Source organism: Anaerolinea thermophila (assembly GCF_020723905.1).
Classification (GTDB): Bacteria; Chloroflexota; Anaerolineae; order Anaerolineales; family Anaerolineaceae; genus Anaerolinea; species Anaerolinea thermophila_A.
The window spans coordinates 348,142-366,450 of sequence record NZ_DYHZ01000003.1 but is presented as its reverse complement, the minus strand read 5'-3'; the positions used below and the strand labels follow the sequence as shown (position 1 = coordinate 366,450).

The 18,309-nt window shown below is 46.9% G+C and carries 17 protein-coding genes; 5 read left to right on the top strand and 12 right to left on the bottom strand.

Going from position 1 to position 18,309, the window contains the following annotated elements:
• Positions 1-17: 17 nt before the first annotated feature.
• Both rsmI and LHF31_RS06465 read right to left on the bottom strand, forming a co-directional pair.
• Positions 18-860, bottom strand: coding sequence for a 16S rRNA (cytidine(1402)-2'-O)-methyltransferase (gene rsmI / locus LHF31_RS06470; protein WP_298008263.1), 843 nt, complete (start codon positions 858-860; stop codon positions 18-20).
• Positions 861-875: 15 nt separating this feature from the next.
• The gene (locus LHF31_RS06465; protein ID WP_298008261.1) at positions 876-1,853 is read right to left on the bottom strand and encodes an NBR1-Ig-like domain-containing protein; all 978 of its coding nucleotides are present in this window, start codon (positions 1,851-1,853) and stop codon (positions 876-878) included.
• 68 nt (positions 1,854-1,921) lie between these two features.
• Between LHF31_RS06465 and LHF31_RS06460 the strand changes: the two genes are divergently transcribed.
• A complete protein-coding gene (locus LHF31_RS06460) occupies positions 1,922-3,190 on the top strand; it encodes an MFS transporter (protein ID WP_298008258.1) in 1,269 nt (422 codons plus the stop codon).
• A gap of 11 nt (positions 3,191-3,201) precedes the next feature.
• On the opposite strand, the gene LHF31_RS06455 is transcribed toward LHF31_RS06460, so the two are convergent.
• The 3 genes from LHF31_RS06455 to LHF31_RS06445 are packed head-to-tail and all read right to left on the bottom strand — an operon-like array spanning position 3,202 to position 5,350.
• Positions 3,202-3,387 (bottom strand): hypothetical protein, encoded by a 186-nt coding sequence (locus LHF31_RS06455; protein WP_298008256.1) that lies wholly within the window; start codon positions 3,385-3,387, stop codon positions 3,202-3,204.
• The gene (locus LHF31_RS06450; protein WP_298008254.1) at positions 3,359-4,657 is read right to left on the bottom strand and encodes an AI-2E family transporter; all 1,299 of its coding nucleotides are present in this window, start codon (positions 4,655-4,657) and stop codon (positions 3,359-3,361) included. Before LHF31_RS06450 ends, LHF31_RS06455 begins: the two co-directional genes overlap by 29 nt.
• Before the next feature lie 30 nt (positions 4,658-4,687).
• Positions 4,688-5,350, bottom strand: coding sequence for an FHA domain-containing protein (locus tag LHF31_RS06445; RefSeq protein ID WP_298008252.1), 663 nt, complete (start codon positions 5,348-5,350; stop codon positions 4,688-4,690).
• Positions 5,351-5,552: 202 nt separating this feature from the next.
• Between LHF31_RS06445 and clpB the strand changes: the two genes are divergently transcribed.
• The gene (gene clpB / locus LHF31_RS06440) at positions 5,553-8,138 is read left to right on the top strand and encodes an ATP-dependent chaperone ClpB (RefSeq protein ID WP_303773913.1); all 2,586 of its coding nucleotides are present in this window, start codon (positions 5,553-5,555) and stop codon (positions 8,136-8,138) included.
• Positions 8,139-8,188: 50 nt separating this feature from the next.
• Here the strand turns inward: clpB and LHF31_RS06435 are convergent, their stop codons facing one another.
• From LHF31_RS06435 to radC, 7 genes are all read right to left on the bottom strand, one after another.
• A complete protein-coding gene (locus tag LHF31_RS06435) occupies positions 8,189-9,046 on the bottom strand; it encodes a PIG-L deacetylase family protein (protein WP_298010140.1) in 858 nt (285 codons plus the stop codon).
• Positions 9,047-9,048: 2 nt separating this feature from the next.
• Positions 9,049-10,191 carry a molybdopterin-synthase adenylyltransferase MoeB gene (gene moeB / locus LHF31_RS06430; protein ID WP_298010138.1) on the bottom strand — a complete coding sequence of 381 codons (1,143 nt, stop codon included), beginning with the start codon at positions 10,189-10,191 and terminating at the stop codon, positions 9,049-9,051.
• Between the two features lie 11 nt (positions 10,192-10,202).
• Positions 10,203-10,733 carry an LOG family protein gene (locus tag LHF31_RS06425; protein ID WP_298006060.1) on the bottom strand — a complete coding sequence of 177 codons (531 nt, stop codon included), beginning with the start codon at positions 10,731-10,733 and terminating at the stop codon, positions 10,203-10,205.
• Positions 10,730-10,957: a hypothetical protein gene (locus LHF31_RS06420; RefSeq protein WP_298006063.1), complete on the bottom strand. Its 228-nt coding sequence runs from the start codon at positions 10,955-10,957 to the stop codon at positions 10,730-10,732. The genes LHF31_RS06425 and LHF31_RS06420 overlap by 4 nt, the downstream gene beginning before the upstream one ends.
• 101 nt (positions 10,958-11,058) lie before the next feature.
• Entirely contained in the window at positions 11,059-13,122 is a 2,064-nt protein-coding gene (gene fusA, locus LHF31_RS06415) for an elongation factor G (RefSeq protein ID WP_303773911.1), read from the bottom strand.
• An 89-nt stretch (positions 13,123-13,211) separates the two neighbouring features.
• On the bottom strand, positions 13,212-15,284 hold the full coding sequence (locus LHF31_RS06410; protein ID WP_303773909.1) for a nuclease-related domain-containing DEAD/DEAH box helicase: 2,073 nt from the start codon (positions 15,282-15,284) through the stop codon (positions 13,212-13,214).
• A gap of 22 nt (positions 15,285-15,306) precedes the next feature.
• Complete coding sequence (gene radC / locus LHF31_RS06405) at positions 15,307-16,014, bottom strand: DNA repair protein RadC (protein ID WP_298008830.1); 708 nt, start codon at positions 16,012-16,014, stop codon at positions 15,307-15,309.
• Between the two features lie 69 nt (positions 16,015-16,083).
• Here radC and LHF31_RS06400 point away from each other — a divergent pair, with 69 nt between their 5' ends.
• The 3 genes from LHF31_RS06400 to LHF31_RS06390 are packed head-to-tail and all read left to right on the top strand — an operon-like array spanning position 16,084 to position 18,291.
• Positions 16,084-16,635 (top strand): zinc ribbon domain-containing protein, encoded by a 552-nt coding sequence (locus LHF31_RS06400; protein WP_298008827.1) that lies wholly within the window; start codon positions 16,084-16,086, stop codon positions 16,633-16,635.
• Positions 16,636-16,642: 7 nt separating this feature from the next.
• Positions 16,643-17,491 carry a PfkB family carbohydrate kinase gene (locus tag LHF31_RS06395; RefSeq protein ID WP_298008824.1) on the top strand — a complete coding sequence of 283 codons (849 nt, stop codon included), beginning with the start codon at positions 16,643-16,645 and terminating at the stop codon, positions 17,489-17,491.
• Positions 17,492-17,502: 11 nt separating this feature from the next.
• Positions 17,503-18,291 (top strand): ParA family protein, encoded by a 789-nt coding sequence (locus LHF31_RS06390; protein ID WP_298008820.1) that lies wholly within the window; start codon positions 17,503-17,505, stop codon positions 18,289-18,291.
• Positions 18,292-18,309: the final 18 nt, after the last annotated feature.

Genomic DNA, 18,309 nt, shown 5'->3' with positions numbered 1-18,309 from the left:
TCTCCCGGGATATTGGATTATCTGATTTTACCTTGATTCTTTTTATGTTCGAGGAATAACCGATATAACTCGTTTTTCTTCCAACCCGAAACCGCAGCCAAGCGCTCAGCCAGATCCCTTAAAGGAACATCTTCTCTTGATTCCTGTTCAAACACCTCGATTACCTGTTCTTTACTCCACACCTGTGCCTTTCGGGTTGCTCCTGAAATCAGGATAACAAATTCCCCCAACGGTTCGACTTGCCGGAAATGCTGAAGAAGTTCTCCCAAAGTCCCACGAATAAATTCTTCGTGAATTTTGGTTAATTCTCTGGCAACAACCGCTTGTCTATCTCCAAGAATATCTAAAAGATCTTTCAAAGCATCCCATAAACGGTGCGGGGTTTCAAGAAAGATCAATGTAAACGGTTCATCGCGAATACTTGCAATTTTCTCCTGACGTTCTCGGGGTTTACGAGGGAGATATCCAAGATACAGAAAAGCATCTGTTGGCAATCCAGATCCTACTAATGCAACTATTGGAGAAGCAGGACCTGGAACTGGACAAACCCGAACCCCCTGTTCAATGGCAGCCTTAACCAGTTCATATCCCGGATCATTCAATCCAGGTGTACCCGCATCTGAGACCAAGGCAACATCACCATTTTCCAGATGAGATAATATCGTGCGAAGTCTGGTCAGTTTATTATGTTCATAATAACTTACCAGCGGTTTTTCTATCCCATAATGATTGAGAAGTTTTCTGGTTTGTCGGGTATCTTCTGCAGCGATGAGAGATACTTCTCGAAGCACTCTTAATGCACGGAGCGTGATGTCTTCAAGATTACCAATCGGTGTAGCGACCAGATACAGAATACCCATGAGACTTATACCAGGTTATTCCCAAAGAATGTATGTTCCAGACAATTCCCTGCGTTCAAAATCCAATAATACAAACATACTGCCTGTTCTTCCCTCGTCCGTTTTTACACACAGAAAGCTTCCGTGCAATTCTTTTCCCATAAACACAGGATCCTGAGTCAAGTTCGAAAGAAGACATTCCTGATAAGAAGGAGCAATAAAGCCATAAATCGTCAATTGTGAACCATTCAACGGTCTAATCCAGAAACCATCTTCCGTACTTTCCAAACTGAAGTCAATGTCTTCCTCAACACTTTGCATCCCATTATCCAGATTCAGAAAATCTCCTGTATACAACACAAAATTTCCCGAAGAGTGAATTTCAGGTACAGAGGGAGAAGGAGTAAACATTGGTTCAACGGTAGGGGTAACTTGAGGGAGCACCTGTATTTTCACCCAGAAAGGAGAGTGTCCCTCTGGACCAATGCCAAAAAAATCTCCTCTGGAATTCTGCATTTTCCAGTTACTTTGATAAATTCCTGGCAACGCAGGCGCCACCATTTCAACCGCAATTTCAACTTCCTCCCCAGGATGAACATTTGTATTCAATTCTTCCCTGACTTTTACTCCCAAAGGCGCGCCAGAAAACCAGACAACAGCATAATCTTGAGTCCATGGACAACTTCCTGAATTTCGGAGTCTCCATATTTTTATAAACCGCTCACCGGGTGAAAAAAGGGAATTGTCGGGGACACTTACATCAATGGGACTACCCGCTTCAGCACGATCACATGGGAATGAACTCATAAAAGCATGAAGATCTTTTTGTCGGTTTGTCTGCTGATCCAGTTGAATACGCTCCGGTTGAGACGGCTCCTCTCCATCAATCGGGAATAACGGCGTTTCCGATTGATGAAAAGACTGTACATTGACTGGCTTTTCATGTTCTTCTGATAAGAAATCAGAGATCGGCGAAGAACAACCCACCAGCCAGAGATTTGCCAGTAAAACCATGCAGATTGTAACTCTCATCACCCTGACATTCTACCAAAATTCCAGATTTAAGGCAGAATTCTACCTGTATGCTCATGCTCTCTAATATAATTGAGCCCATGTCATATACTTGGAAGCGTATCCTTGGATTAAGCGAACCATTCCCTGCTGAACACCGCCAAAATTTTATTCACCTTTTCTTTGATATTGCCTGGTGGGGAGTGTTGAATGGGAGTGTCATCGTCTTTCTGGCAGTTTATGCTTCTCGTCTTGGAGCCTCTTCCTTCCAAATCGGGATTCTTACTGCAAGTCCGGCATTGATCAATATTTTGATGACCTTTCCAACAAATGTCCTTGTTCGAGGGAAATCGACTTTTCAGGTTTTACGTCGAGCAGCATTATTCACACGGTTATTTTACGCTTTATTCATTCCTTTACCGATACTTCTTCCTGCCCAGACGCAAATCTGGGCTATTATCCTCATCACCCTTTTGATGAATATTCCGGGGACCATTGCTGCCGTAATGGGAAATGCGTTTCTTGCAGAAGCCATTCCTGACGAATGGCGCGGTCAGGTTATTGGTATCCGTAATGCCTTATTAGCCCTCACTTCGATGACAACTTCTTTTCTCGTAGGGCAAATCCTTAAAACACTTCCTTTCGAAATTGGATACATGATTGTTTTTGCGCTGGGATGGCTGGGATCCATGCTCAGTGCGTATCATCTTTATCACATAAAAGCGGTAACTCCTTCCATTGAAGAATCCCCAAAGCCATTGGAAAAGCCAACTTTCAAGGAAATCGTTCGTCCAGATGTTTTTTCAGGGCCTTTTCGCAGTGTGTTATGGATAATGTTTTTCTTTCACGTGGCTGTATTTTTACCCAACCCAATTTTTCCCTTGTACCAGGTGAATGAATTAAAACTGACAGACGAAACCATTGGGTTCGGAACCAGTTTGTTCTGGATAATTTATTTTCTCACCTCCACTCAGGTGGGATCTTTATCTCGAAAATATGGCTTTAAAACACTGACAGGGGCTGGAACGGTGATCGCCAGCCTGGCAACCCTGCTCTTTACATTCAGTTATCAGGTTTGGATTTATGTGATCACTCAAATTGTGAGTGGAATCGGATGGGCAATCAACGGAGGAGGACTGGTCAATTATTTACTGACAAAAGTCCCTGCCGATGATCGCCCATCATATCTCGCCTGGTTTAACCTGGCGGTTAATTTTGCAGTTTTAATTTGTGGTTTAGTTGCCCCATTGATTACTTCCAACTTTGGTCTGTTTGGAAGTATGATCCTTTCTGTCATTGTTCGCTTTTTGGCTGGAATAGCCATTTTGCGGTGGGGATAAATAGTTAATCTTTATTTCTTTACCAAGAGTTTAGCCAGTTGAAGAAATTCCTCCCACTCTTCCTCAAAAAAATGAACTGTGACGTTATTCAGTTCAATATGGTAGGTGGTTTCCCCATCAGGTTCATCCGCCTTCCAGGCTATATAATTTTCGGTTTCAGCAATAGTTTCAGTTTTGGGTTCCAATTGGTTTGCCATATTTCTTTATTCCTTTCCTCAACATTTGAAAAGCACGGTACATTATACTTCTGATTCTCGAAAAGATTGGGCGAGAAACAACCGGGGCGGCTACCTGAAGGCTTTCCCAGGGCTCCTGATCTGATAGGCGATATATGATGTAACTGATCAGCAACTTCAGTGTAGCCACCACAGGCGCAGCCAGAACCACACCAATGATCCCGAAGAGGTTCGCTCCTACCAACGCAGAAACCATCACTGCTGCGGGGTGAATCTTCAAAGCGGTTCCCATCAAACGGGTTGCCACCAGATTATCCAAAACGATATCAGTAATCCAGGCGATGCCTACCACCAGGATCACATATCCCCAGGGAGGTAATCCAAAATAATTGGAGCCCTGGAACAGGGCAACCAATCCGTAACTGGTCCATGCTACAGCAGGTCCTACGTAAGGGACAAATCTTGCCAGCCCAGCCAATAAAGCCAGTCCAATAAAGAATCGCAACCCCAAAATTCCCAGAAGCACTGTATATACGAGTACTGTTATCAAAATAATGATAATTTGTCCGCGAAGAAATGCGTTCCAGATTCCGCTCAAATACGTCCCGAACTTTCTCAAGTCTTCATTGTATCCGGGCAAATTAATCCGGATAATTTCCGGAGAGGCTCCTCCACTTTCAGCAAGAATGAAATAAGAAATTAACAAAATGAAAAACACCCACCCAAGAAAGTTAACGGCTCCACTGGCAATAGAACCTACCAGGGTCCCCGCCCGGCTGAGTAACGGCTGAACAATACCCAATAAGGATTGCGTAAGGGTATTTACATCCATAAAATTGGGTAGAACCAATTGAAAAGGACCTACCTGAATAGGCATTTCACTCCAAGTGACTAGCAAGGAAGGTAAATCTTTCAGTGTTTGCTGGAGGAATCGAATTAAACTCTGCGATTGTTCCACTACAGCCAAACCACTGAGCGTTGTTCCACCCAAAACCAGCAACACGAGAAAGATGTACACGATTCCAACTGCAAGACGCCAGGACATTCGGGTGGCCTTTTGAAGTCGAGACACCACAGGGTAAAGCAGATAAGCCAGCAAAACCGCTAATAGTAGCGGACCGACAATATTTCGAAAGCGCACCAGAAGCCAGGCAGCAACCGAAAACAACGCCAGACTCACCACCAGTTTGGTGGTGCTATCCCAACGATTGATAGCAGCCCTGTAGCGGGCAGGACGAAACCGCCTGTTCTTTTTTCTCAATTTTGGACCTGTAAAAGCAGTGCGGCTCATTGATCAATTACTCAACGGGGAAAGTCCACATCATGGACACGCCCCTGCGGGCCAAACAGGAAAGAGGCACCAGAACTCCTTGGGAGCATTCCACAAAAGCACCCCAATGCACAGGCATGTAAGCACAAAAACCACTCCCAGACTGATCACTAAGACGCGAGTGGTTTTGCTTTTTTGCAAGACTCCCGGTTCTCCTCTACCCGTTGAGTCAACCGGATATTCCACAGGCGTTACAGGAGTGCTTCCCAGCGGAGCAGTGTATCGGCTCTTTGGGGGAACAGAGGATTGTGCTCTTGGGAATGAATTTACAGAGGGGGTTACATTTGCCGGGGTGTACAGTTCACCCCCTGAGGGAATTCTCGAGGAAGGCGTAACAACCGTTGCATCTTCATCTACGGCTTCATAAAGAAAAACCACGCGTTCGCCGAGGGAGATGGTTTCTCCAGATCGCAGGGGATAAGGACCGGTCAGGCGGATACCATTAACAAAGGTGCCATTGGTTGAACCCAGATCTTCAAGTATGTAAGTGTTTCCCTGGAAGTAAAGCCGGGCATGATGTCGGGAAACTTCCGGGTCACTGACCACCAGATCATTGGTCAAATCACGGCCAAGACTGATTTCTGTCTTATTCAGTGGAAAGACTCCCCCCGTTTGAGGCCCACTCCGCATGATCAATTGATAACCAGCCGGCATTGAAACCTCCTTGATTGATTTCTTTTCATAGTGTAATGGGTTATACAGCCATTGTCAAATGAAGTCAACGCCACCTTTGCAATAACAATGCCACAATCAGATTTTAATCATTTGTTTATAATTTTCCTATCATTTTTTGATACTTCGCCTTTATTCTCAATTGAGATTACTGGTATGACTGTTTTTAGAAAGGGAGGGAAACATGAACCTCGATAAATTTACCCAAAAAGCACAGGAAGCAATCCTGAAAAGTCAACAACTGGCACAGGATTACAATCATCAAGCGATTGAGCCATCGCATTTATTGCTGGCTTTAATTCAACAAACCGAAGGCGTCGTTCCTGCAATTGTAACGCGTGTTGCCGGTTCCACAGTGGCGTTGAGGGAAGAACTTTCCCAGGATTTAGCCAAACGTCCTAAAGTTTATGGGTCCAGCACTTCCATTGGGCTTGCTCAGCCTACGGTTGAGGTGCTCAACCGCGCAGAACAATATGCTAAAGGGATGCAGGACGAGTACATTTCCACTGAGCATATTTTACTGGCGTTAACGGATTCACCAGAGGGAAAGCGTCTTTCCCAATATGGCTTGACCAAAGATGCCATTTTGAAGGCATTAGCCTCGATTCGCGGGACGCAACGCGTCACCTCGCCTACACCCGAGGATACATATCAGGCGTTGGAAAAATTCGGCAGAGACTTAACTGCCATGGCAAGACAGGGAAAACTCGATCCGGTTATCGGACGAGATGAGGAAATTCGCAGGACCATTCAAATCCTTTCTCGTCGGACGAAAAACAACCCCGCCCTCATTGGTGAACCTGGTGTTGGCAAAACCGCGATTGTGGAAGGACTGGCACAACGTATTGTTAACGGCGATGTTCCGGAAGGATTGAAACGAAAGCGCATCATCCAGCTGGATATGGGTGCACTGGTTGCCGGTGCAAAATATCGCGGTGAGTTTGAAGAACGCCTGAAAGCGGTATTGAAAGAAGTAACCGATGCTTCAGGGGAAATTATTCTCTTCATTGACGAAATGCACACCGTAGTAGGAGCAGGCGCAGCAGAAGGGGCAATGGATGCAGGGAATATGCTCAAGCCCATGCTGGCGCGTGGCGAACTCCATATGATTGGAGCCACGACGCTGGATGAATACCGCAAACACATTGAAAAAGACCCTGCCCTGGAACGCCGCTTTCAACCCATTCTCGTGGAAGAGCCCTCAGTGGAGGATACCATCAGCATTTTACGTGGGTTGAAGTCTCGTTATGAAGTGCATCATGGCGTACGAATTACCGATGCCGCTGTCATTACTGCTGCAACCCTGTCACATCGGTACATACCCGACCGCCACTTACCGGATAAGGCAATTGACTTAATTGACGAAGCCGCGGCCCGGCTACGAACCGAAATTGACTCCAAGCCTCAAGCCATTGACGAGGTTGATCGCCAGATTCTCCAGATGGAGATCGAACGACAAGCCCTGCAAAAAGAAAGGGATAAGGCTTCTCAGGAGCGTCTGAGTAAACTGGAGCAAGAACTCGCCAACCTAAAGGAAAAATCCGCCAGTTTGCATGCCCGCTGGAAACTGGAGAAAGAAGCCATCGCCAACCTGAGACAGGTGAAAGAACAAATAGACCAGACTTACCGTGATATTGAACGGGCAGAACGAGAAAACAACCTGGAAGAAGCCGCTCGCTTGCGATATGGCGTATTGCATGAATTACAGAATAAAGTAAGGGAAGCCGAGCAACGGTTAGCTCAGATTCAACAAGAAGGCGCGCTGTTGAAGGAAGAGGTGGATGCGGAAGAAATTGCCGAAATTGTGTCACGTTGGACAGGCATCCCGGTCTCGCGCTTGCTGGAAGGCGAGATGAAAAAATTACTGGAGATGGAAGATCGTCTCCATCAACGGGTGGTTGGTCAGGATGAAGCCGTGCGCGCTGTTTCCAATGCAATTCGCAGAGCACGGGCTGGCTTACAAGATCCCAACCGTCCAATTGGTTCGTTCATTTTCCTTGGACCAACGGGTGTTGGGAAAACGGAACTTGCGCGGGCTCTGGCAGAATTCCTCTTTGATGACGAACGCGCCATGATTCGCATTGATATGAGCGAATACCAGGAAAAGCATACCGTGTCCCGTCTTATTGGTGCGCCACCGGGTTATGTAGGCTATGAAGAAGGTGGACAATTAACCGAAGCCGTGAGACGGCGCCCGTACAGCGTGGTGTTGTTCGACGAGATTGAGAAAGCCCACCCTGAAGTGTTCAACGTCCTGCTCCAATTGCTGGATGATGGGCGATTGACCGACGGTCAAGGGCGAACGGTAGATTTCCGCAATGTCGTCATCATCATGACCAGCAACCTGGGGTCAGAATTATGGCTGAACAGCACCACGCAGGTCACCCGGGAGCAAATCAATCGGGTGTTACAAGCCCACTTCCGTCCAGAGTTCCTGAACCGTATTGACGAAGTGGTTGTGTTCCATCCGTTAGGGCCCGAGCACCTGCAACAAATCGTTGAGATTCAATTACGGCGTCTGCACAGCCTCCTGGAAGAGCGTGGTTACCATCTGGAAGTCACACCGGAAGCCAAAGCCTACCTCGCCGAAGTTGGGTATGACCCTGACTTTGGAGCACGGCCGCTCAAACGGGCTATTCAACGCGAACTTCAGGATCCTCTGGCAATTCACCTGCTCAGTGGTGAATTCAAACCAGGCGATACAATTCGAGTAGAACGAGTCCCGGATGGGTTAGCCTTCGTTCCAGTTGTTTCTGCAGAAACTGCATAATTCTGAGAAACTTATTTCCCGCCGCACAAATTCACTGTGCGGCGGGTTTCTTACCATAGACCTTCAAAAAGATCTTTTTCTCGGGGAGTGCCTTTCTCTACCGGCGGGAAAGCCCGTATAAACACATCTTTCGAAAAAAGCCAGCGACGAAGTTCCCCAAAAATCCCCACACCAGTCAGAGAAGCGCCCCCCTGACTGGCATGACAAGCCACAGCACGCTCCCGAACCTGAGCAATTGACCGATAATTCACCACAGCATGGACTGGGAAGTATTCTGCTGCAATAGACGCGAGGTCAATATCACCGTTCTTTCCAAACCTGCGGGGATTCTTCCCAATAAGTTTCAGAAGAAAAACCATCAAGCGCAGAAAAGTTCTGGGAATCGTGTGAAAATACAATTTTTTTATCGGGTTTTGCGCTTTCCCTTCCTGTTCAAGTGCGGTGAGATGTTCGAATGCTTTTACAGTAGCCCGATGGATGGCAATATGATCAGGATGACGATATCCTCCAATAGGATCGAAAGTGATCACTACCTGAGGTTTGATTTGAAGAATCAGAGAGACAAGTTTACTGGCAACCTCCTCAACTGGTTGAGCGCATAAAGCCTGAGGATGAGAATTATCCACCGACCCCGGCATTCCCGAGTCGCGGTAACCGAGAAAGATAACCCCTTTCAATCCAAGGATATTTGCCGCACACCGCAGCTCAGATTCACGGCGTTCCGCGATGGAAGAATACCCCTGGAGATGACTTTGTTCTACGTCTCCAGCCTCTCCTCGAGTGGCGCAAATGAGATATACATCAACACCCTGTCGGGCATATAAGGCTAGCGTGCCCCCAACGCCAAAAGTCTCGTCATCCGGATGGGCCAGTACAGCCAGCAACGTTCGTTTGGTTTCATCTGCCATGTTCAATACCTTAACATCCCGGGATCTACCTGTTCAGCCCAGGCGTTAATACCCCCCTTCAAGTTATATGCCTGGAAACCTGCTGACCGAAGTAGTTTTACAGCCCGGGCAGAGCGTTCACCTGTGCGACAAAATACCACCCATTTTTTATTTCGATCCAGTTCATGAAGCCTGGCGGGAAGATGCCCCACAGGAATAACCACAGCGCTTTGAATACGGGAAACCTGTAATTCCACAGGATCCCGCACATCTAAAAACGCAAACGACTCTCCAGAGTCTAATCGTTCCATCACATCCCGCGGAGACAGTTCTGGAACATCCTGAACCATATATCGCCCTGCAGCGGGAACCCCACAAAATTCCTCATAATCCACCAGTGTCTGAATTTGAGGATTCTCACCACAAAGTTTACAGGCAGGATTCTTTCTCAACTGAACAGTTTGGAAAGTACTATCCAGCGCATCTATTAAAAGTAATTTTCCAATGAGAGGTTCTCCAATACCCAGAATCAATTTAATGACTTCGGTCGCCTGCAGAGTCCCTACGATCCCCGGCAATACACCAAACACTCCCCCTTCCGCACATGATGGCACCATTCCCGGTGGGGGCGGTTCAGGGAACAGACAACGGTAACAGGGTCCAACACGAGCATCAAAAACGCTCACCTGTCCTTCAAAACGGAAAATGGATCCATACACATATGGCTTCCGGGTAAAAACAGCCAGATCATTCAAAAGGTAGCGAGTAGGGAAGTTATCGGTACCATCCACCAAAATGTCATATCTATCAACAATGGAACGGGCGTTATCGGAACGGAGAACCGTTTGATAGGTTTCCACCTGTACATATGGATTTAATTCATGGATACGTTGTTTTGCCGATTCGACTTTAGGCATCCCTACTCGAGAAGTGCCGTGAACGATTTGTCTTTGCAAATTCGTTTCATCCACTGTATCGTAATCAACCAACCCAATACACCCCACTCCAGCCGCTGCCAGGTAGAGAGAAATTGGCGATCCCAATCCTCCCGTTCCAACAATCAAGACTCTGGCATCTTTGAGTTTTTGTTGACCTTCTAAACCAACTTCTGGCAACACCAAATGGCGAGAATAGCGAAGAATTTCCGCCTGGGTTAATTTTGGCATGGGATTTCTCCTTAATTCGCCAGATAATTCAGAGCATCCTCAACAGTTGAGGCAAAAAGTACCATTTCCTGATGCCCGTCAGGATAATATTCTGGAAATGCTTCAAATAATGCGTTGATTGCTTTTTTCCAGCCTTCCCCTATCAGTATCACCTTTTTGGGGCTGGAGGCTTGAATGAGCATCCGATTCCAGATTAAGGCAGTCTCTGCCAGTGTTCCAATCCCACCCGGCATTACAATAATGGCATCTGCCTCATCCATCAGAGTAACCATTCTCTCGGGTAACGTTGCACGTCGCCACTCTTCCTTCACCCATTGATTCTTGGGAACATTCCGCCACCGCTCAATTTCATCACAGGTAACACCAATCACATGCCCGCCTGCCAGAGCCGCCCCCTTTGAAACGGCTTCCATCACCCCCATATATCCACCGGTAATGACTGTATGTCCAGCCTGGGCAAGTAATTTCCCCAATTGAACTGCTTCCTCGTATGGCGTGGTATCTGGTTTTGGGAAGGTGCCCCCAAACACAGTGACCTTCATGGAATCCTCCTTGTTTTTGTACCAATCCCTCGAATGATTACAAGCGCCGCTTTAGCCGATTTGACCTGTTCAGGATGCCAGCCGCTCTCAGTAATCATTTTCTGTAAATGATTGATCACTGCTTTTCTGGACGATTCATCCAGTAAAACAAAGGTGTTTCGGATCAGGCGTGGATTTCTGGATAGGATAGCATCCCAAAAATCAGATAGCGGGAGATTTTCCATATTTTTGCCCTCCACTCCAGTGAATTATTATTATATTCCATGCTGGAAAAACAAAAGCAGTCAGGCAAAACCTGACTGCTTCTTCACCTCTTATTGAAAGACTACTCTTCCTTCTTCTCTTTTTGTGCACGGGCTATGATTTCCTGCGCAATATGAGGCGGCACCATCTCGTAATGATCAAACTTCATGCGGAAGAAACCACGTCCCCCCGTCATTGAACGCAACTGGGTAGTATAGCGAAGCATTTCTGACAGAGGAACAAAGGCTTTCACAATGGAATGACCACGTTCTGAATTCATTCCCTGTACCCGAGCCCGACGGGTATTCAAGTCTCCCAACACATCGCCCATATTGGCTTCAGGCACAATAATTTCCACATCCATAATGGGCTCATTCAAAACCGGACCGGCATCCATGAAAGCCAGTTTGAAGGCTTCACGTCCAGCAATTTCAAAGGCAATTGGCTTGGAGTCAACCGGATGTTCTTTTCCGTCATAAACAGACACTTTGACACCGCTGATCGGGTATCCAGCCAGAATGCCTTCTGCCATAACATTGCGGATGCCTTTCTCAATGGCAGGCATGTACGAAGACGAAATGGCTCCACCAAAGACGTCATTGACAAATTCAAAGTCACCTTCAGCCAGTGGTTCAATGCGCAGGTGTACTTCACCGAACTGCCCAGCGCCGCCCGTCTGTTTCTTGTGACGGTACATTGCCTGACCTTTTCTGGTAATGGCTTCACGGTAAGGAATACGAGGTTCACTGGCAATCAAATTGACCTGGAACTTGGTCTCTGCCCGGCGCAGAGCTACATCAATGTGTTGCTCGCCCATTCCCTGCAGGATGGTTTGTCCGGTAGCAGGTTCCATGTGCCAGGACAAAGTCTTGTCCTCTTCACAAAGGCGGGTCAGAGTCGGTGAAATCTTGGTCGAGTCGGCTTGTGTCTTTGGGCTGATTGCCACCTGATAGAGAGCACCGGGATACTCAGGTTCAGGCAATACCAGCGGATGTGCTTTGTCGCACAGGGTGTTTCCAGTGGAGGTTTCTGCCAGTTTCGGCACGACTCCCAAATCACCCGCATGAATAACTTTCATCGGGAAGGTTTCTTTCCCTCGCATCACTGCAACCGTGCCAAAGCGCTCTTCAACGCCTTTGGTCTGATTCCAAACACGAGTATCGGAGTTAACTACTCCAGAATACACGCGGAAATACGTTAATTTACCCACAAAGGGATCCGCTGTGGTCTTCCAGACATAGACAGCCAGAGGGCCAGCATCCGAGGCGGGCAGTTTTTCCTCTCCATCCTTACCCTGAGCCACAGGCGCAGGAATTTCTGCCGGAGAGGGCATCAGATTCACAATGGCATCCAGCAACGGAATGATACCGATTTCTGCCGCGCCAGCCGCAACAAACACAGGTGCAAAACTGACATTGCGCACAACGGCTTTCAACCCACGGATAATTTCCTCCGGGCTTAACTCACCGGTTTCGAGATATTTTTCTAGCAGGGCATCTTCACCTTCGGCTGCTGCTTCAATCAAGGCAGTGCGCGCTTCTTCTGCTTCGGAGCGGTACTCTGCAGGAATTTCCACCACCGTTTTGCCATCGCCTTTGTAGGCTTTCATGGTCAGGAGGTCAATCACCCCCTGAAAGGCTTGCTTTTCTCCCCAGGGTAATTGCACTGGAATCAGGCGCACTGAAGAGAACTCCTGAATGGAAGCAAGCGCCTTCTTGAAATTGGCATTGTCGCGATCCATTTTGTTGATCAGGACAAAGCGGGGAAGGTTGAATTTATCCAGATACTGCCAGGTGATTTCGGTTCCTACCTCCACTCCGGCAACCGAGTCAACCAGCGCAATAGCACCATCTGCCACACGCAAGGCAGAAATGACCTCGCCGACAAAATCGAGGTAACCCGGTGTATCCAACACATTGATTTTTACATCTTTATATTCGACCGGAATCACCGAGGTGCTTAAAGAAATCCCACGACGAATTTCTTCCTCTTCGAAATCGGAAACGGTCGTTCCATCCTCAATTCTACCTAAACGGGTAGTCGCACCCGTAACATGCAGGAAAGCCTCAGAAAGCATGGTCTTTCCTGCACTGCTGTGAGATACCAATGCGATGTTTCGAATAGCCTCAGTTTTATACTCTTTCATGAATCGTAGCCCTTCACTTTCGTATGATTGCCCGACGGCTTATTTTAAGGTAAGTTGCCAATCTTGTCAAAGATTGTCCAACAGTTGCATTAAAAACCAATAAAATCTACCCAGCCGGCATTCTTGAGTTTATCCATTACCCTTGGAAGGGGACCAGAATAACTCATATACAGGTGTGAGCGAGCGCGGGTCATTGCCATATAAAGCAATCGAAGATCTTCAACTTCATTTGGAGAAGTAAATAACTTTTGAAGGAAGGGAATGATTATGGCTTGTTTCTCTAAACCTTTAAATCCATGTATAGGATTTACAATCACATCAGTTCCTTTGAGAGCAGTCTTGACGGTTTCAATATCTTTCTTCGCACGGACCAATACTGCAATCTGATTTTCCCGCACGTCCTGTTCAGTAAGGGAAAAGATTGTATTCCTGATAAAACTGAGTTCATCATTCAAGTTCTCACACTGTTTCAGCACCGGTTTTGCCCCATGACGCATCTTTTCTGGCGTTAACTCCGGTGGAATAAACTCACCCGTCTCCTGCAATGATTTTTCAATTTCCGGATTATCTTTAATCAGTTGATATGCTGCATTGTAAATTTCCCATGTATTTCGATAGGGTGTTCGTAGCCAGCGCGTCCTGCCAACCACATTGATCCCTTTTTCTTTCCAGGAAAAAAGCCGATAAATGCTCTGGGATGGGTCATCTGCAAGGAATAGAATCCCCTGATCGGGAAGGAGAAAATGTTGAATTACCCGAAACCAAACCGGTGCCCAATCCTGCGCTTCATCAATGAGAATGGCATTGAACTGTTGAATTTCTTTTTTCTCTGAAGATTGCAGATGCTCCAGAGCATAATAAGGTAATTCATTCCAATCCCACAGCATATTTTGACGCAGGTACTGACGATAGGCCTGGAGAAGATTAAATACACCTTCACGATGGCCTTTTGAGAGACGTAATTTCGTCCCAACACCATGCCTCTCGATTTGAATGTAATCTTCGGCCTGAACAATCCCCATTTCTCGAATCCAGTTCAATTCCTGTTTTATCGCATTTTTTCCAATCATTTCCACTATCGGGTAATCTTCTCGTGCTTTATCCAGCCATTTATCCAGTAAGGATTCCTTTTGATCGTCTTCTACCTGGAGTGCCCAGGGCAGCAAAGAATAGCACAAACCATGAAAAGTTTTAACTTTAACACCTGTACCATCCAATTCACTTTCCAGCCATTGTTGTAAAAGTTTATTGTAGGTAACGACCGCAATTTTCCAATCAGGATAAAGTTTTGAAAGATAGCGAGCACGTTGAATCAAAACCAGGGTCTTGCCACTACCTGCAAACCCGCGTAACAGTCGAATCGAGATATTTTTAACCAGATTAGCCCCTTCAGGAGGAAGTTCTTCTTCCTGCTGATCTCCCTCCAATTGGACTTCCTCAAACAGGCTCTGAAGGCGCGCTTCTTTCTCCTGCGCTTTTGTTAGTTGAGGTTTCTCCAATTGCACCGGTTCGGTAATGATGCTTTCCTGTGCTGGATCCAGAATAATTGTGCCTTCTGGTCGGGATATTTCAACGATAGGAAATATAGTTGCCCGGATCAAATTTAATTGTTCCCTGGATAAGCCTCCCTTTTGCAATCGAAAAGCAGGGAAGATATTTTTCATCCGGTTGAGGAGCAAGTCCGGTATTCTTAAGTCGTTCTCCCCCCAAACAAATCCTTCGCCCCAGACTCTCCAGAGTTGAGTAATGACTGATTGTGGAAGATTCGGTAAAACTGCCGCATAACTCCACGGAATTTTCCATCCTTGAGAAAATCCAACAACGCTGCTCTGTTTCTTTGAAATTTCTTTCTCTAATTCAAACCCATACTCACGGGCAATAGTGACCGGGTTTTTTTCTTCTCTGGTTTTTCCCTCTCTTGTCCGAATTGAAACATGATGAGGATCGGCTTTTTCCACTTGAATCCAATCCTTCACTTCCAGAACGACATATCCATAATTACTGACCACAATAAAATCGGGGTATCGGATATCCCGGGTGGAGAAAACCTGCGGTTCCACATAAATAGTAAATTCCTTGGGTAAATTTTGCCTGAGAAACCTCAAAGTTCTCTTCTCCCCCTCTGTCGCGTGTTCTCTGAGATTTCCTACCACTTCTGCCATATGTACACCTCAACAAGAAAATTTAGGAGAAATCTAGACCGCGCTCTTTAAGACTTACCCAGCGATTTTGTCCAATAATGATATGATCCAGCACCCCGATATCTAACATCTTCCCTGCCTGAATGACGGTACGGGTTAAATTGATGTCTTCAGGGCTTGGGGAAGGATCACCGCTTGGATGGTTATGAACCAGAATCAGTGAGGCAGCCGATGCCTGAATTGCCAGACGAAAAATTTCTGCTACGCGCACTGTGGAAGCATTTAATGATCCAATATACAGTTGTTCGATTTTAATGACACGATTCCGGGTATCCAGCAAAATAACCCTTAAATGCTCCTGAAGAAGTGCACTCATCTCATAACGCACCAGTTCCGCTGCATCAGCTGGGGAGGTGATACTGGCGCGTTCCTGCGGTTCCATCATGGCAAGTCGCCGCCCCAGTTCGATGGCTGCCTTAAGTTGAGCAGCTTTGGCGATCCCCACTCCTTTAATGGAACTCAATTCCGCAAAAGAAGCGCGATGCAACCCATGCAAGCCCCCCAGAGTTTTAAGAATTCGCTGCCCCAACTGAACTGCATTTTCTCCTTGCATGCCTACACGCAATAATATAGCCAGTAATTCCGCATTGCTCAGAGCCTGCGATCCCAACTCTGCCAGGCGTTCTCGCGGACGATCCGTCTCCTCAATATCTCGAATTCGATAGGCATGGTTATTTTCTTTTACAGCCATACGTTAAGTATAGCCAAATTCTGTTAAACCCCTTCAGGTAACCATGCTATAATTTCCAAGGAGCAAATCATGACTGTTGACCCAACGTTTCTATCGAATTTTCTCTTAATTTCAGTAGGGTTCACTGCCGCATTCCTCGCTGCCCTCTGGCTGAGTCTGATTTTCTGGGTTTTCAGGGATATTCGACGACGAACCCGGGATACGCTGGTCCATATCCTGGCTGTACTGGTTGTAGCAATTCTATTCCTTCCGGGGATGTTAATTTACTTCATTCTGCGTCCTCCAAGAACACTGGAAGAGGAATTCCAGCAATCACTTGAAGAAGAAGCGCTGTTACAGACCATTGAGGAAAGCCTTTTGTGTCCCGGATGTGGGAGAAAAGTGAAAGAAGACTGGGTTGTATGCCCGGCATGCTATACCCGTTTAAAGAAAACCTGCCACCAGTGTGGGAAAGCCATTGAACTGTCATGGAATTTATGTCCTTACTGTGGGACACCTGCCCCAGGTATGCGTCGAGAAACCCTCTCCATTGACGATGCAATGAGAAACCTCGTCATGGAAACAGAGATAAAATCCTCAACCGAGTCTGTTTCCTCTCCCGAAGATCCAGATCAAGTATAATTTTTATATGTTATCCTTACCCTCCATAGAACCAATTGATTATTTACTGATTGGCCATGTCACTCGAGATCTTACTCCAGAAGGTCCGCGAGTTGGTGGAACTGCCACTTATTCAGGACTCACCGCAAGAGCCCTGGGGTTAAGAGTAGGTGTGGTCACGGCCTGTGATTCTTGCTTTGACGTTCCCCGGTTATCTCAATACACGGTAGTCGGGTTGAACTCCCCAGAAACCACCACATTTGAAAACATTCAAACCCCTCAAGGTCGCATTCAGAAAATTCATCAAAGAGCACCAGGGCTGGGGCTTTCATTAATTCCCGAGACCTGGCGTTCTGCACCCATTGTGCATCTTGGTCCAGTAGCCAATGAAGTGGATCCAGGTCTGGTGAGAGCATTTCCTAACGCTCTCATTGGCCTGACTCCACAGGGATGGCTCAGAGCATGGGACAAAAACGGAAATGTTCAGTTCACTGATTGGCTTGAAGCAGGCTATGTTCTGGAGCAAGCCACCGCAGCGGTGCTCAGCATAGAAGATGTCCGTGGGGATGAATCATACATTGAAGAATTTGCTTCTCACATCCGAATTCTGGCTGTTACAGAAGGTGCTCAAGGGGCGCGAATTTACTGGAACGGCGATGTAAGACGGTTTACCCCGCCCAAGATGAAAGAAATTGATCCTACCGGTGCAGGGGACATTTTTGCCGCGGCTTTCTTTATCCGCCTTTATACCACCAGGGATCCCTGGGAAGCAGGTCGATTCGCCACTCAACTGGCGGCTTACAGTGTGACAAGGCCGGGATTGGATGGCATTCCAACTGCTCAGGAAATTCAACTCTGTCTCACAGAAATTGTTTAAGGTAGAGGGTTATGGCGAGAATTTACACACTGGTCAATCAGAAAGGCGGAGTGGGAAAAACCACCTCTGCCATTAACCTTGGAGCCTATCTGGGATATTATGGACAGCGTGTCCTTCTGATAGACCTTGACCCTCAAGCCAATGCCACCTCTTCTCTGGGCGTGGATAAAAACAGTATTCGTGGGGGCACATATGAAGTATTGATTGGAAAGATGCCCATCACCCCACACATTCTGCATAACCCTCGTTATAAAATTTCGCTGTTGCCCTCGTCTCCAGCGTTAGCCGGCGCAGAGGTGGAACTGGTAGATATCCCCGCTCGGGAACACCGGCTGAAAGAGGTGCTTGCTCCCGCAGTGGATCGATATGATTACATTCTGATTGATTGCCCTCCCTCCCTTGGTCTGTTGACCATAAATGGGTTGGTAGCCGCATCTCACGGGGTGTTGATCCCTGTGCAATGTGAATACCTTGCTCTGGAAGGATTGGGACAACTCACCCAGACCATCCACAGAGTTAAAAATTCTTTGTTCCCTGATTTGCAAATTCGCGGTGTCATCCTGACCATGTTTGATGGGCGCACACGACTGGCTACCGATGTTGTTGCAGAGGTAAGAAAATACTTTCCTGATAAAGTTTTTCAAACAATCATTCCCCGAAGTGTGCGTCTGGCAGAAGCGCCCTCGTTCGGGAAACCCATTTCTGTATATGCACCAGAGTCTCATGCGGCACAAGCCTATCAATCTCTTGCCAAAGAGTTACTGGCTTTAGATGGCATTCACATTCCTGAACTGACATAAGAAAGGTGATCATGGCAC